This is a genomic window from Helicobacter mehlei, from assembly GCF_003660265.1.
GTDB lineage: Bacteria > Campylobacterota > Campylobacteria > Campylobacterales > Helicobacteraceae > Helicobacter > Helicobacter mehlei.
This window is the reverse complement of record NZ_QXQP01000012.1, coordinates 35,245-49,602: the sequence shown is the minus strand read 5'-3', so window position 1 is coordinate 49,602 and position 14,358 is coordinate 35,245. Positions and strand designations below refer to the sequence as shown.

Genomic DNA, 14,358 nt, shown 5'->3' with positions numbered 1-14,358 from the left:
ATACCAACTCAGCCCCTCCAATGTGCAAACCTTTACAGACGCTCTTAAAAATTTGGTTTTAAATTACCATATCCCAAAAGAGTTATTGTCTGGGGTACCCTAAAGGGCAATGAGTTGCCATAGCTTTTGGGAGAAAAACCCTAGAGATTGAGCGTGGCTTGGATTCAAAATGCTACAATAGCACTAGCGGATTAGCCGCAAAAATCTTTTTTGGAGGACATGATGAAAAAGCATGTAGTGTTTTTTGAGGCTGTGGGTGGCACAGATAAGGGTAGAGACGGGCATAGACGCGACACCATGCCCATGATGGATTATCTAAAAAAACTTGGCTGGCAGGCTGAAGTGGTGCAACTCACCGATGAAATCTTAAAAGATAGCGGAAAAACACAGGGCATTTACGAATATGTGCAAAAGGTGGCAGATGCCTATGTTTCACGGGTCAATCCGGGCAATTTGAAAGAAGAGAAACTATATTTTGATCTCTTGCGCAAACTCTGCGACCATGGCGTGGTTGGCATGCCCCACCCAGATGCGATGATTGGTTATGGAGCAAAGGACGCGCTCACCAAACTCGCCGATACCGAGCTAGTGCCTGATGACACTTATGCCTATTATGACAAAGAGGAGGCAAAGCGCATTGGAGTGACTTGGAGCGATAAGCATGACTTGAAAAAGACTTTCCCTAAAACTCTGGCTAAGGGTGAGCGAGTCTTAAAGCAAAATCGTGGCTCCACTGGTGAGGGCATTTGGCATGTGCAACTAGAAGAGCCTCTGCCTGCGGGAGTGAGTGAAGTCCCCCTAAATGCCAAAATTAAATGCATTGAAGCGGTGGATAACCATGTAGAACACCGCCAATTGGGCGAATTTATGGATTTTTGCGAAAAATACCTAGTTGGGGATAATGGCATGCTAGTGGATATGACCTTTTTACCCCGCATTAAAGAGGGCGAGATTCGCATTCTGATGCTCTACAAACACCCCATTTATGTGGTGCATAAAAAACCCGCTGAAGGGGCGGACGCATTTAGTGCCACTCTCTTTAGTGGGGCAAAGTACCGCTATGACAAGCCAGAGCAATGGGATGAGCTCGTGCATTACTTTTTAAGGCAGCTCCCCCATATCCAAACCAAACTGGGCAATTATGACCTGCCCCTGATTTGGACAGCCGATTTCATTTTAGACACGAATGAACATGGCAAGGACAAATACATTCTAGGCGAAATCAATTGTTCTTGCGTGGGCTTTACCACCCCGGTAGAGTTTTTGGACAAAACCGCGCGCAAAGTGGCTAATACGATTATCGATATTCTTGAGGACAAACTAGGCTAATTTAGGTAAATTGGAGGGGTTGGTGCCTAAAAAGTAAGCTTGTATATTGATCTGTTTGTGGTAAAATGGACGAAACCTCCAATCATGATCTTAAAATAAGGGAAATTATGGCTAGCAATAGTATTTATGTTAAAAACCGCATACGGGGCAAAATCTCTTTGCACGAGAGGGGGCAGGGAAACTATCGAGTGCATTTTGAAACCAAAGATGTTGTGGTGCAGGCCAAATGCCCCATTGCAGATGTCGAAAATTGTCAAGTTGATGATGATATCACCATCATCCTTAAGGTCATATCTATGCTGATTCCTAATTTTAGCCAGCACCTAAAGCTAGACCCTATGGCTTTTACCGGACGGATTTTAACTATTAAACCCGACCGCAAGGAAGTTAATATGCAACGCATAGAGGTCCATCTAGATGATTGTAGCGTGGATTTTGTCTTAGATCAAGGCTCCATTGAGCTTTATCGCCTAGAAAATGGCAAGGAGCTTGTGCTTTTTTGCAAGCCCGAACACATCACCATTTACTAACCCCTCTTAGAGTTTAAAGGGTTTTGAGCTCCTCAGGAGATAGTTCTTTGTAGAAGCGTTCAACATCCAAATGCGCACCCAAATATTCGGCGATTTCCTTAGCGTCCTTGAGCGCATTTTCTAAACAGCTGGTCGCGCCCGGGGAGGGAGTCATGTTAAAGGTGATTCCCCGACCAGTAACGATTTTCTTTTCCCCTAATTCTAATTTTTTGCGGGTACGATCGAGCACTTGGGGGCGTACTTCCCCAAAACCATAGGCATACTGCAGATCGCCCAAGTAGAGTGAAGGGATGATCTTGCGCGCATCGTGTAAAAACTTGCGCTTGCCAAAGAAGGGCAATTCAAAAACCAAGTTTTTAAAGACATAGTTGCGGATGTCTCTTTCTGAGAAAAGATCATAGACAATCCCCATTACATCGGGGTTAAAGTCCATTTTAAAGAGCTCCCAACTCACACCCTTTAAGAGATTTTTATTACGCTCTAATTTAGGCATCGCAAAAGCTGTTGGTCCTAAGCGGGTCTTGCCTTTGATCCACACATCCGGGTCGCCATGCAAGGCTGCAAAGGGGAGTTTGGGGTTTTGCACGGTATAGACCTTACCACGCAACAAATTGCCGGGTACAAAGTAGAAACTCCCCGCTACAGGCAAACAACCCAGTTCCAAACCATAGCCCATAGACTGGGCTAGGGGCAAGGAATACGACCCAGCATCAACTAGGACAAACTTCCCATAGATTTCATCTCCCTCTGTAGAGATCACCGCCCATTCGTCATCCATGCACGACTCAATGCGGGACACTTTGAAGTTAAAAAAGACATGGTTTTCGGAGTGGATTTTCATGGCCTCTTGAACAAAATTCTCGCTCAATAACTCAAAGTTCATACCACACCAATATTTCTCAAAACCACTCCCAACAACATTTTCGGGGCGATCTAGGCCTTGTTCGCCCAAAATCACCTTGGGTTCAATTTGCTTGATCTTGGCTTTATCAAAAAAAGTGAGACCAGGGTAAATTTCTTGAAATTCTTCATGCCTTTTGGTTATGAAGGCGCATTCCTTATCACCCACCCCAATTGCCATCTTCTGCATTTCAAAGATAACCGTATTTTGTAGGTTTTTGTTGAGGGCGTAATTTTTGAGTTTTTCAGCTGCAAGCCTAACTTTCTTGGCTTTTTGGGCGGTGTAATTGGTTTCAATCGCACCGTCATGGATAGTTTGAGAGTTGGCTTTGGCATTCGAGCTCACCTTAGCCAAACCACCTCTTCTCTCCACCAAAGCGATTTTTTTTAGGTCTGTATATTGGCTCAACGTCCAAAGTAGGGCACAACCAGACACCCCGCCCCCCACAATCACCACATCAAAATCCCGCTTCATGTAAGTCCTTTATTTGAATTAAAAAGCCCGATCTTAGCATATTATATTTAGCATAATCAATACACCACCAGCTTTAAGCTATAATCATAAAGATCGGACATCGCCTTGACCCGATCGATTAGGAGTTTGGAATGTGCAAACATGTCCTTGTGTTCTTTGCCCAGTCTTAAAGTTGTGATCACTGCTTTACCAATGTTGTAAATGTGGGTCTTTTTGCGGTGCTTGGGCACAGAGATTGCCCAAATATTATGCGCCACGATGGCTTTTCTGTGGCGCGTACCCAGATAGAGCATGATATGCCCTTTGAGCCAAAGAATGGTCGCAAAGGGGGTGGCGTGTTTGATGATGTAGGCTTCTTTTTTATGTGCAGACATGTGGCTAAGGTCGATGGCATTTTTGGCATACTGCACTTGGGCTAGAGAGTTCCGGGGTAATAAAATCCCAAAACTAGCAAAGCTATCCCGCGTGAAAGCCGAACAATCACGGTCTTGATGCGCTCCCCCCCAGCCGTATTTTTGCCCTAGCATGGTGTCTATGATGGTCGCCATAGTCTTTTGGGTGAGCGGACGGGGAAAGGGGGTAAAATCTTTGGGATTGACAAAAGCCGGGCTCAGATACGCATAACCCTCTTGATCTTGTTTGTAGATATAGACCTGCCTAGAAGTATTGGGGATTTTTAAGAAAATCTCACCCATGTGCGCTGTTGCTAGATAGTTCCTGCGTTGATCATAGAGGGCTATTTTGTCGCGTAAAGGGGTGAGGTATTCTTTAAAACGCATCACTTGCTGGATCATTTGGGGTTTGATGGGAGCAATGTCTTCCACACGCACCCAGCCAAAAACAAAACTGCTTTGGATATGGGCGTAAGTGTGTTCCTTGTTGTAATGGGTGATGAGCACGGGTGTACCGGCAAAAATAAAGGAATTTTGCCAGCGATCAAAGGGGTAACCATCTTTGGTGCGGTAATAAGGCTCATCAGTAGGCACAGCGCGTACGCTGGTATCGGCTAAAATGACTGCTTTAAGGGCTGTGCTGGGGTAGTGGGGGATGTCCATACTTTCATAGAGAGCTTGCATGCGTACGGGGTCATTGGGCTTGCCATCTTTGCCAAAACCCAAAGCACTGAAAGTATCCAGCATCCAAAAAACTTCATGAGTATCCATCACGGGCATATCCACCCAAGGGGCATACCATTGCTCCAAATACGCTTTTTTGAGTTTGGCTTTAGAGGGAATGGGTAGGGCGTGTTTGGGGAGGTAATAGGTCGCTTTTTGGGGGAGTCTGATTAAATCCAATAAAACCCCATCATGGGCTAATGCTCCTGCTAAAAACACCACAAGAAGGAGCAAGACTTTAGGCATGGCAATGCTTTAAGAGTTCTTGAACTCCCTGAGTGATGAGCCCATAGACCTGCTCTAAATCTTTCTCTTGGGTGAAGGTGTAAGGATCGGGGATGTCTATTCCGCCTAGTCCAAAGTCCCCTAATTTGTAAATGTGGGGGTGGGTGATGCCCAGCGTGCCTAGAGATTTGACATTGCTTGTATCCATGGCAATGATCCAATCATGACGGGTGGCTAAGGTTTGGGTAATGGGTTTGCTTTTAAAGGGAGTTAAATCAATGCCATGCCTTTTGGCTAGGGCAATGATGGGTGGGTGGGCATGTTCGCCCTCATGGTAGTTAGAAATACCCGCCCCATCGACTTTTAAATTTAATTGTTGCTTTTGGATCAGCTCAAGTGCAATACCCCGTGCCAACATGGAACGGCAGATATTGCCCAAACATAAAAATAAGAGGCTTTGGGGTTTCATATACGCAAGTAGCTTCTGAGCAAACGCCCATATTGGGGGCTACGCAATTTTTTAATGGCACTGCTCTCAATTTGGCGTACCCGCTCGCGCGTAACATTGAGCTCTTTGCCAATCTCTTCTAGCGTGCGATCGCTCTCGTCTTCAAGCAAACCAAAGCGCATACGGATCACGGATTTTTCGCGTTCGTTGAGTTGATCGAGCACCCCATCAATCTGGGCTTTTAAGTCCTCACGCATGATATGTTCCATCGAGCCGACCACATTTTTATCTTCCACAAAGTCCCCAAATTTGCCATCATCATCGTTGCCCACCGGCGACTCGAGGCTAATAGGCTCTTTAGTGATTTTGATCACATTTTTGACCTTATCTAAAGGCAAACCCACCTCCTTGGCCACCAAATCTAAATCTGGCTCCTTGCCATTTTCTTGCATGCACTTGCGCATGACCTTGTTGATGCGGTTGATGGTGTCGATCATGTGGATGGGGATGCGAATAGTGCGGGCTTGATCGGCGATTGCACGGCTAATGGCTTGTTTGATCCACCAAGTGGCGTAAGTGGAAAACTTGTAATTTTTTTCATGTTCAAACTTATCCACCGCCTTCATCAAACCAATATTACCCTCTTGGATCAAGTCCAAAAAGGGCAACCCACGGGAGGTATAGCGTTTAGCGATGCTCACCACAAGGCGTAAGTTGGAGCGTGCCATTTTGTTTTTGGCTTTATCTGAAATGAGCTTGCCCCGCTTGATTTGCTCTAAAATCTCCTTGAGTTTGCTAGGTTCTAAATCAAAGCCATCTTCGCTCGCCTCCTTAGTTTGGAAGAGCTTTTTAATCTCCATGTAAATGCTGATCATGGTTGCCTCTGGGACCATGCTAGCAATCTCCTCCTTGCTCATGGTGGTGATGGTCTTTAAAATGTTTCTGTGGTTCTCAATAAGGCTTTCATTGAACAAAGACAGCTTGTATTCGAGGCGTTTGAGTTCCTTTTCAAACCCATCCCCACTTTTAAGTGAAGTTTCCATTGCTTTGACCAATTCGCTGATGAGCTTGCTTGTGGGTCCTAGGTCGTAGAGCTTTTCTTTCAACACACGGCGTTTATAGGCCAAAGTCAAGGCGTATAAAAGCTCGTCCTCTTGAGAAGTGGGCGGAGTGTTGAGCGATTTGAGCCAATCTTTTTTGGCCTTATCTAGGGCTTTAAAGCTCTCCAAGACTTTTTCAACACGATTTTTATCCTTCTCGGAGAGATTTTTTTTCACCTCCAAGCCTTCCTCATCTTCGCCCTCCTCCATCTCAACTTCCTCGTCTTTCTTGGTCGCACTCTCCTCGTCATCGAAGTTTCTAAACAACTCCTTGACTCGTCTTTCGCGATTGATCAACGCCTCTTTATAGCCATAGATGAAGTCAATCAAATAAGGCACAGAACAGATGGCATCTAAGATAATGTTTTCGCCTAGCTTGATCTGTTTGCTTAATTCCACTTCCTCATCTTTGCTCAAAAGTGGGATTTCGCCCATTTCGCGTAAATACATCCGCACGGGACTATCGCTCCTAGACCACTCGTGCAATTCCTTTTCCTTGATAAAGTCAAGGCTGTCCTCCTCTTCTTCTAAGGCTTTGGATCGTTTGCGTGTCGTTTTTCTTTCCATAGAGTGGAGAGAAGTGAGCGCATATTCTGAGGAGTGTATGAAACTCTTGTGGTATTTGAGTGCCAAATCCTTGATCTTCTTGATCTGTGCTAGCGTGGGGATTTTTTGGATAATATCCACAATGCGCTCATAAGAAACACTAGAGTCGCTCTCTTGGAAGAGTTGTTCTAGCTCTTCTTGAATTTTATGGGGGTTTTTGGTAGATTTGTGGTTAGCATTTTCCATGTTCAAACATCCTATACAATTTGGAGTAGGCGCACCAACGCCACAGCAACAATTTAGAAAGAGAAAAACGTACGTATTATATTTAATTTTAGCTTACAAACAAATTAATACAGAGGTGCTCATCTTATCGAGTAATATGCTATAATCAGGTCATGTTTGGAATGGGTTTTTTTGAGTTATTGGTCGTGCTTGTGGTCGCCATCATTTTTTTAGGACCTGAAAAATTCCCTAAGGCTTTAGTGGATATTGTTAAGTGTTTCCGTGCGGTTAAAAAAAACGCTCAGTGATGCTAAAGAGACTCTAGATAAGGAGATTCACATCGAGGAACTTAGGCAACAGTCTTTGGAATACAAAAAATATTTTGAAGAAAGCGCGCAGAATGTGCAAAACTCTTTAAAAAGAGAACTAGAAGAGGTCAAGGAGATCAAGGAGTTGCAAGAGTTCAAAGAAATCACCCAAAGCATTGCCAAAGACAACCCCTTAGATAGTTTGGCTGAGGAGGTGCATGCTGATGAGAAACCTAAAGTGAGTTTGGAGAAAAAACCCCCCGATGCTCCTAGATGATCTCAAACCCCATTTACAAGATTTACGCAAACGCCTGCTGATCTCCATCGCCGTTTTAGTAGTCACCTTCGGGCTGTGTTTCCATTTTTGGCAGGTTATTTTTGAGTGGATCAAAGCTTCCTACCATGGTAAGCTCATACAGATTTCCCCGATTGAGGGAATCATGGTGGCTATCAAGGTGAGTTTTTTTGCTGCTTTAGTGGTGTCCATGCCCGTGATCTTTTGGCAAGCATGGCTTTTTATCGCTCCCGGGCTTTATAAAAATGAAAAAAAGGTGGTTTTGCCCTTTGTTTTCTTTGGAACTTTGATGTTTATTGCAGGCGCATCATTTTCTTACTACATTGTCTTCCCCTTTGTGATCAATTACCTCTCTACCTTTGGGAATGCGGTTTTTGAGGCCAATATCTCTGCTTCTAGCTATGTGAGCTTTTTTACCCGTTTGATTCTAGGTTTTGGCATTGCGTTTGAATTGCCGGTTTTGGCGTTTTTCTTAGCCAAAGTGGGTTTGATCACCGATGAAAGTTTGAAAAATTACTTCAAATATGCCATTGTGGTGATCTTTATCATCGCCGCCATCATCACCCCCCCCGATGTGATGAGTCAGGTCCTAATGGCACTCCCCCTCATTGGACTCTATGGACTCTCTATTTTAATCGCCAAATGGGTTAATCCCGCTTCCAAACTCTAATGCCCGTCCCTAGAGAGTTCTTGCGCACGAGCTATACCTACCATTTGCCACCACACTTGATCGCGACGCACCCCATTAGTCCCAAAGAAGAGGCTAAATTAATGGTCTATGAACGCACCAGTGACAAACTCACCCACACAACTTTTAAAGAAATCTTTAATTTTTTCCCCCCCAATGCCCTTGTGGTTCTCAATGATACCAAAGTGATCAAGGCCCGCCTTTATGGGTACAAAGAGCAGGGCAAACCAGTAGAGATTTTGATCCACCAGCCTCAAGGTTTATTGGACTGTATGGTGCAAATGCGTGGGAGAGTGCGTGCAGGTTTGGTACTTGATTTAAGGCATGGGTATTGTGTCCAAGTGCAAAAAGTGTTAGAAAATGGCATGCGCTTGGTGCGTTTTATCAAGGAGAGAGAGGGGTTTTTAGAATGGGCAGGGGTTTTAGAGATGTTGGAACTCTTAGGGCATGTGCCCCTCCCACCTTATTTAAAACGCTCTGATGAGGTGCAAGATTTGCAAGATTACCAAAGCGTCTTTGCTAAATATCCCGGAGCCATTGCTGCGCCCACCGCATCTTTACATTTCTCACAGAGCGCAAAAAACCACTTATTAAAGAACTTTAGGCATGTTTTTATCACCTTGCATGTGGGGGCGGGGACTTTTTTAAGCGTACAGAGTGAGGATATCAGGCAACACCCCATGCACGCCGAGTTTGTGCAGGTATCCCCACAAGCGGGGGAGGCCCTAGACAATGCCCCCTACATTTTATGTGTGGGCACCACTGCTTTAAGAGCCACGGAGCATTACAAAAGGGGTTTTGGGCTTGAACCTTGCAATCTCTTTTTGCACCCAGGCAATCCCGTTAGGCACGCCCAAGCCCTACTGACTAATTTTCATCTGCCTGAATCAACTTTAATCATGTTGGTCGCGTCTATGGTGGGCTTGGACAAATGCCTAGAACTCTACAAAATTGCCATAGAACACCATTATCGTTTTTATTCTTATGGCGATGGGATGTTGATCTTATGAGGGCTAAACTAGACCTATTTGCCCATTTGCTTTTAGAGTGGGGGGGTGTGCATAATTTGAGCGGTGCAAAAAGCCATCAAGACATTAAGAACAATATCCAAGACAGCTTGCAAGTTTTGGACTTTATCCAGCCCTTTAGGTCCTGCTTAGATATAGGGAGTGGGGCGGGCTTTCCAGCCATCCCCTTAAGTCTAGCTTGCCCCCATGCCCGCTTTATTCTGTTGGAGCCCAACGCTAAAAAAGTGGCTTTTTTACACCACTTAAAGGGGGCATTGGGATTAGATAATCTTGAGATCAAACGTGTACGCATTGAGGCATTAAGCCCCAAAACAGAGTTAGTGGATTTGATCACCTCACGAGCTTTGATGCAAGCCAAAGATTTGATTGCCTTAAGCGTGCCTTTTTTAAGGAATCAAGGACATTTTTTATTTTACAAGGGTAGCCAGCTACGCACCGAGATCGCTTGTGCTGATTGCGAATGCCATGTATATGGCAAACGGGTTTATTTTTACTCCCAAAGGAGAGATTTTGCTTAGGTTATTGATTCCCCTACTCATCATTGGCTGGATTTGCTGGCTATTTTTGCGCCCCAAAAAGAGCAAACCCCGTCCTTCTAATCCTTCCCAAATTGAGAGCTTATTAGAGTGTGCGCATTGCCAAACCTATGTTTCCAGCCAAGAAGCGTTTTTTAGCAATGGGCGTGCCTATTGTTGCCAAGCGTGCTTGCAAAAGGGGGATTCATGTTAGTTTTTGGACACCCTAAAATCCCCTGCATGCCCTTTAAATGCGTAGCTGATATACGGGCGATCGCCCAAGTACCTAGCCACACGATCCCCTTTTTCCAAACCTATAATACAGACGCTTTTGGACTTTCTAAGCATTGTAGCGATCAAGGTGTCAAATACGCTGTATGGGTGCAAAACCCTTTAGAGTGTACCTTAATGGCTAATTTTAAACCGGCATATATCTTGGCAGAAAACCAACTAGAAGAGTGTCAAAGCATTGCTAATGACTACTTACTAGATGCGCGTATTTTAAAAGTGATTGAGCGGGAGGAAGAATTAGAAGAGGTGCTCAAATTGCGTTTAGATGGTGCGGTGTTCCAGTCTTTTTTGTGGCTTTAGAGTGTTTTTAGCCTTTATAGACTAGAATAGTTCTCTTGGAGAGATGTCCGAGTGGTTGAAGGAGCACGCCTGGAACGCGTGTAAGGTGCGAGCCTTCAAGGGTTCGAATCCCTTTCTCTCCGCCATTTTCCCCTGTTTTTATATTTTTGACAAATAAGATCAACTTAGAATAAATAATATTATCTTGCATGCCAAGATATTAACAAAGGTTAGCCAAAACAGACTAGAATCCGTCCCGTTGGTAGCCTAGCTATTCAATAATACAAATTTGGTAGAAGGAGTTTAGGATGAAATTGACCCCTAAAGAGCTAGACAAGCTCATGTTGCATTATGCGGGCGAATTGGCTAAAAAACGCAAAGCGAATGGCGTTAAGCTCAATTATACCGAGGCGGTGGCTCTCATCAGTGCCCATGTGATGGAAGAAGCGCGTGCGGGTAAGAAAAGTGTAGCAGATTTGATGCAAGAAGGCAGGACTTTGCTCAAAGCTGATGATGTCATGCCCGGTGTGGCCCATATGATCCACGAAGTGGGGATTGAAGCTAATTTCCCTGATGGGACAAAACTGGTAACCATCCACACTCCCGTTGAAGATGGTGGGCATAAACTTGCTCCCGGTGAAGTGATTTTGAAAAACGAAGACATTACTTTGAATGCGGGCAAACAAGCCATCACTTTAGAAGTGCATAACAAAGGCGATCGCCCTGTGCAAGTGGGCTCTCACTTCCACTTCTTTGAAGTTAATAAGCTTCTCGAATTTGATCGCGAAAAAGCCTATGGCAAACGCTTAGACATTGCTTCTGGAACTGCTGTGCGCTTTGAACCCGGTGAGAAGAAAACCGTGGAATTGATTCAAATTGGTGGTAACCAACGCATTTACGGCTTTAACTCTCTAGTGGATCGCCAAGCCGATACCGATGGCAAAAAACTTGCCTTGAAGCGCGCCAAAGAACATGGTTTTGGCGTTGTTAATTGCGGTTGCGACAAAAAATAAGGAAAGGACAATCCGATGAAAAAAATTTCTCGAAAAGAATATGTTTCTATGTACGGGCCCACTACGGGCGATAAAGTGAGATTGGGTGATACCGATCTAATCCTAGAAGTCGAACATGACTGCACCACTTACGGCGAAGAAATTAAGTTTGGTGGCGGTAAAACCATCCGCGATGGGATGGCGCAAACCAATAGCCCTAGTAGCCATGAGCTCGATTTAGTCATCACCAACGCCTTGATCGTGGATTACACCGGCATTTACAAAGCTGACATTGGCATTAAAAACGGCAAAATCCATGGCATTGGCAAGGCGGGTAATAAAGACATGCAAGATGGCGTTTGCAACAATCTTTGCGTGGGTCCTGCTACTGAGGCTTTGGCTGCCGAAGGTTTGATTGTTACAGCCGGTGGGATTGACACCCACATCCACTTTATTTCTCCCCAACAAATCCCAACTGCCTTTGCTAGCGGGATTACAACCATGATTGGTGGGGGAACAGGACCTGCTGATGGGACCAATGCGACCACCATCACTCCAGGACGCTGGAATCTCAAAACCATGCTCCGCGCTTCTGAAGAATATGCCATGAACTTGGGCTATCTAGGTAAGGGGAATGTATCCTATGAACCATCCCTAGTTGATCAACTCGAAGCTGGAGCCATTGGCTTTAAAATCCACGAAGACTGGGGTAGTACACCTGCAGCGATTCACCATTGCTTGAATGTGGCTGACAAATACGATGTGCAAGTGGCTATCCACACCGATACCCTGAACGAAGCGGGCTGTGTGGAAGACACTTTGCAAGCCATTGCTGGGCGCACTATCCACACTTTCCACACTGAAGGTGCTGGTGGGGGACACGCTCCTGATGTCATTAAAATGTCTGGCGAATTTAATATCCTACCAGCCTCTACCAACCCCACCATCCCTTTCACCGTGAATACAGAAGCCGAACACATGGATATGTTGATGGTGTGCCACCACTTGGATAAAAACATCAAAGAAGATGTCCAATTTGCTGATTCTAGGATTCGTCCCCAAACAATCGCCGCTGAAGATAAACTCCACGATATGGGGATTTTCTCTATTACTAGCTCTGACTCCCAAGCCATGGGCCGTGTAGGCGAGGTTATCACACGCACTTGGCAAACAGCGGACAAAAACAAAAAAGAATTTGGTCGCTTGCCTGAGGAAAAAGGCGATAATGACAACTTCCGCATTAAACGCTACATCTCCAAATACACCATCAATCCTGCCATTGCACACGGCATTTCTGAATATGTCGGCTCTGTAGAAGTGGGCAAATTTGCGGATTTGGTACTTTGGAGCCCCGCTTTCTTTGGCATTAAACCCAACATGATCATTAAGGGCGGATTCATCGCGCTTTCTCAAATGGGCGATGCTAATGCGTCTATCCCCACTCCCCAACCCGTGTATTACCGCGAAATGTTTGGCCACCATGGCAAAGCCAAATTTGATACCAATATTACTTTTGTGTCCCAAGTGGCTTATGACAACGGCATCAAGGAAGAATTGGGCTTGCAAAGAGTGGTTTTGCCAGTTAAAAACTGCCGCAACATCACCAAAAAAGATCTCAAATTCAACGATGTGACCGCTCACATTGAGGTCAATCCTGAAACCTACAAAGTGAAAGTAGATGGTAAGGAAGTTACCTCTAAAGCAGCAGACAAAATCAGCCTAGCACAACTTTACAACTTGTTCTAGGTCTTTTTTAAGGAGGGATGGAGGGGGTTTTCTGTTTTGATTTTTGGCATTGTTGGGGGGAGTCGATTTACTTTATTGGTTTATAATGAAGTCAAGAGAATTTTTTTCGCCACAGCCTACAGCACTTGTTTTGGGGGTTTTGCGTGCGTGATGGGGGCGATAGGAAACTCTAAATTTTCACCAAAGGATGGTCATGTTAGGACTTGTGCTGTTGTATGTTGCAATCGTTTTGATTAGCAACGGGGTTTGCGGGCTTGCCAATGTCGATGCTAGAAGCAAGGCCGTGATGAATGTGTTTGTAGGCGGGCTTTCCATCATCTGTAATGTGATTGCCATCGTCTATTCCACTTTCAACCCCACACCCGCAGTAACAGGTGCAGAGGATGTCGCTCAAGTATCTCACCACTTGATTAACTTCTATGGACCTGCTACTGGCTTGTTATTCGGTTTCACCTATATGTATGCGGCGATCAACAACATCTATAATTTGGATTGGAAGCCTTATGGGTGGTATTGTTTGTTTGTTACCATCAACACCATCCCCGCAGCGATCCTCTCCCACTACTCAGATGCGCTTGATGATCACCGCCTTTTGGGCATTACCGAGGGTGATTGGTGGGCGTTTATTTGGCTCGCTTGGGGCGTGTTGTGGCTCACTGGTTGGATTGAATGTGCACTGGGCAAAAGCTTAGGCAAATTTGTCCCATGGCTTGCCATCATCGAAGGCGTGATCACCGCTTGGATTCCCGCTTGGTTGCTCTTCATCCAACACTGGTCTTGAGGTCAAGCTTTGCGCATAGAAAGCATTTTAGGGAATTTAAAGGAGGGGGGTAGCTCTAAGGAGCTAGATTTTATCGATTTGGAGTGGTTTGATGCCCAAAAGAGAATGGGGCGTTTCACTTCACAAAAAGGTGCGGAGTTGGTTCTTAAGCTCAAAAACCCCCCCAAGATGGGCTTATGCGATGGGGATATTCTCTTTGAAGATGCCACAAGCCTGATTGCTATCAACATTATCCCCACTCCCACCCTCCATGTCTATACTGATAGCACGGCACAGGTGGCTCGTTTGTGCTATGAAGTGGGGAATCGCCATGCTTCGCTTTACTATGGGGATAGCCCTTTGAGTTTTAAAACCCCATTTGAGAGACCCTTGCAGGTCTTGTTTGACAAATTAGCTTTACGCTATGAGGTTTTAAAAAGCAAATTGGATGCCTCGCAACGCATCAGTGTGAGCGCGCCCCATGCCGATCCTCTGCAGGAGGGCGGTGCGCCTTTGAAGTTTAAAAGTGCTCCTGATTTGCAAATCGTGATGAAAAAGTAGGT

At 45.1% G+C, this 14,358-nt stretch carries 15 protein-coding genes, 1 tRNA gene and 1 pseudogene; 13 read left to right on the top strand and 4 right to left on the bottom strand.

Going from position 1 to position 14,358, the window contains the following annotated elements:
- The first annotated feature begins 222 nt into the window (after positions 1-222).
- A complete protein-coding gene (locus EAO36_RS05275) occupies positions 223-1,329 on the top strand; it encodes a Cj0069 family protein (RefSeq protein ID WP_120955798.1) in 1,107 nt (368 codons plus the stop codon).
- 107 nt (positions 1,330-1,436) lie between these two features.
- Entirely contained in the window at positions 1,437-1,859 is a 423-nt protein-coding gene (locus EAO36_RS05270; protein WP_120948402.1) for a hypothetical protein, read from the top strand.
- A 13-nt stretch (positions 1,860-1,872) separates the two neighbouring features.
- Here EAO36_RS05270 and EAO36_RS05265 read toward each other — a convergent pair whose 3' ends face one another.
- From EAO36_RS05265 to rpoD, 4 genes are read right to left on the bottom strand one after another with little or no spacing between them, the layout of a single operon-like run.
- Complete coding sequence (locus EAO36_RS05265; protein WP_120955797.1) at positions 1,873-3,234, bottom strand: FAD-dependent oxidoreductase; 1,362 nt, start codon at positions 3,232-3,234, stop codon at positions 1,873-1,875.
- 56 nt (positions 3,235-3,290) lie between these two features.
- On the bottom strand, positions 3,291-4,595 hold the full coding sequence (locus EAO36_RS05260; RefSeq protein ID WP_120955796.1) for an SH3 domain-containing protein: 1,305 nt from the start codon (positions 4,593-4,595) through the stop codon (positions 3,291-3,293).
- Positions 4,588-5,043, bottom strand: coding sequence for a low molecular weight protein-tyrosine-phosphatase (locus EAO36_RS05255; RefSeq protein WP_120948405.1), 456 nt, complete (start codon positions 5,041-5,043; stop codon positions 4,588-4,590). The genes EAO36_RS05260 and EAO36_RS05255 overlap by 8 nt, the downstream gene beginning before the upstream one ends.
- On the bottom strand, positions 5,040-6,914 hold the full coding sequence (gene rpoD, locus EAO36_RS05250) for an RNA polymerase sigma factor RpoD (protein ID WP_120948406.1): 1,875 nt from the start codon (positions 6,912-6,914) through the stop codon (positions 5,040-5,042). The genes EAO36_RS05255 and rpoD overlap by 4 nt, the downstream gene beginning before the upstream one ends.
- Positions 6,915-7,066: 152 nt before the next feature.
- Here rpoD and tatB point away from each other — a divergent pair.
- The 11 genes and pseudogenes from tatB to EAO36_RS05195 all read left to right on the top strand — a co-directional run bounded on the left by tatB (position 7,067) and on the right by EAO36_RS05195 (position 14,356).
- Positions 7,067-7,478: pseudogene (gene tatB, locus EAO36_RS05245) on the top strand (Sec-independent protein translocase protein TatB).
- Positions 7,465-8,166 carry a twin-arginine translocase subunit TatC gene (gene tatC, locus EAO36_RS05240; RefSeq protein ID WP_120948408.1) on the top strand — a complete coding sequence of 234 codons (702 nt, stop codon included), beginning with the start codon at positions 7,465-7,467 and terminating at the stop codon, positions 8,164-8,166. Before tatB ends, tatC begins: the two are co-directional and overlap by 14 nt.
- Positions 8,166-9,194: a tRNA preQ1(34) S-adenosylmethionine ribosyltransferase-isomerase QueA gene (queA, locus tag EAO36_RS05235; RefSeq protein ID WP_120948409.1), complete on the top strand. Its 1,029-nt coding sequence runs from the start codon at positions 8,166-8,168 to the stop codon at positions 9,192-9,194. Before tatC ends, queA begins: the two co-directional genes overlap by 1 nt.
- Entirely contained in the window at positions 9,191-9,730 is a 540-nt protein-coding gene (rsmG, locus tag EAO36_RS05230; protein ID WP_120955795.1) for a 16S rRNA (guanine(527)-N(7))-methyltransferase RsmG, read from the top strand. Before queA ends, rsmG begins: the two co-directional genes overlap by 4 nt.
- The gene (locus EAO36_RS05225) at positions 9,723-9,941 is read left to right on the top strand and encodes a PP0621 family protein (RefSeq protein WP_006017449.1); all 219 of its coding nucleotides are present in this window, start codon (positions 9,723-9,725) and stop codon (positions 9,939-9,941) included. Before rsmG ends, EAO36_RS05225 begins: the two co-directional genes overlap by 8 nt.
- Positions 9,935-10,318, top strand: a complete 384-nt coding sequence (locus EAO36_RS05220; protein ID WP_120955794.1) for a hypothetical protein — start codon at positions 9,935-9,937, stop codon at positions 10,316-10,318. Before EAO36_RS05225 ends, EAO36_RS05220 begins: the two co-directional genes overlap by 7 nt.
- A 37-nt stretch (positions 10,319-10,355) precedes the next feature.
- Positions 10,356-10,443: transfer RNA gene (locus EAO36_RS05215), tRNA-Ser, on the top strand.
- 162 nt (positions 10,444-10,605) lie between these two features.
- Positions 10,606-11,310, top strand: coding sequence for an urease subunit alpha (ureA, locus tag EAO36_RS05210; RefSeq protein ID WP_104640777.1), 705 nt, complete (start codon positions 10,606-10,608; stop codon positions 11,308-11,310).
- A gap of 15 nt (positions 11,311-11,325) precedes the next feature.
- Entirely contained in the window at positions 11,326-13,035 is a 1,710-nt protein-coding gene (gene ureB / locus EAO36_RS05205) for an urease subunit beta (RefSeq protein ID WP_120948412.1), read from the top strand.
- Between the two features lie 193 nt (positions 13,036-13,228).
- A complete protein-coding gene (locus EAO36_RS05200) occupies positions 13,229-13,816 on the top strand; it encodes an AmiS/UreI family transporter (protein WP_120948413.1) in 588 nt (195 codons plus the stop codon).
- 9 nt (positions 13,817-13,825) lie between these two features.
- Positions 13,826-14,356 carry an urease accessory protein UreE gene (locus tag EAO36_RS05195; protein WP_120948414.1) on the top strand — a complete coding sequence of 177 codons (531 nt, stop codon included), beginning with the start codon at positions 13,826-13,828 and terminating at the stop codon, positions 14,354-14,356.
- The last annotated feature ends 2 nt before the right edge of the window (positions 14,357-14,358 follow it).

Bases quoted from the DNA above. Each gene is read 5' to 3' on its own strand.
- ureB (WP_120948412.1), top strand. From the start codon at position 11,326: ATGAAAAAAATTTCTCGAAAAGAATATGTTTCTATGTACGGGCCCACT.
- EAO36_RS05220 (WP_120955794.1), top strand. From the start codon at position 9,935: ATGTTAGTTTTTGGACACCCTAAAATCCCCTGCATGCCCTTTAAATGC.
- EAO36_RS05265 (WP_120955797.1), bottom strand. From the start codon at position 3,234: ATGAAGCGGGATTTTGATGTGGTGATTGTGGGGGGCGGGGTGTCTGGT.
- EAO36_RS05275 (WP_120955798.1), top strand. From the start codon at position 223: ATGAAAAAGCATGTAGTGTTTTTTGAGGCTGTGGGTGGCACAGATAAG.
- EAO36_RS05200 (WP_120948413.1), top strand. From the start codon at position 13,229: ATGTTAGGACTTGTGCTGTTGTATGTTGCAATCGTTTTGATTAGCAAC.
- rpoD (WP_120948406.1), bottom strand. From the start codon at position 6,914: ATGGAAAATGCTAACCACAAATCTACCAAAAACCCCCATAAAATTCAA.
- EAO36_RS05270 (WP_120948402.1), top strand. From the start codon at position 1,437: ATGGCTAGCAATAGTATTTATGTTAAAAACCGCATACGGGGCAAAATC.
- EAO36_RS05260 (WP_120955796.1), bottom strand. From the start codon at position 4,595: ATGCCTAAAGTCTTGCTCCTTCTTGTGGTGTTTTTAGCAGGAGCATTA.
- rsmG (WP_120955795.1), top strand. From the start codon at position 9,191: ATGAGGGCTAAACTAGACCTATTTGCCCATTTGCTTTTAGAGTGGGGG.
- tatC (WP_120948408.1), top strand. From the start codon at position 7,465: ATGCTCCTAGATGATCTCAAACCCCATTTACAAGATTTACGCAAACGC.
- EAO36_RS05255 (WP_120948405.1), bottom strand. From the start codon at position 5,043: ATGAAACCCCAAAGCCTCTTATTTTTATGTTTGGGCAATATCTGCCGT.
- queA (WP_120948409.1), top strand. From the start codon at position 8,166: ATGCCCGTCCCTAGAGAGTTCTTGCGCACGAGCTATACCTACCATTTG.
- ureA (WP_104640777.1), top strand. From the start codon at position 10,606: ATGAAATTGACCCCTAAAGAGCTAGACAAGCTCATGTTGCATTATGCG.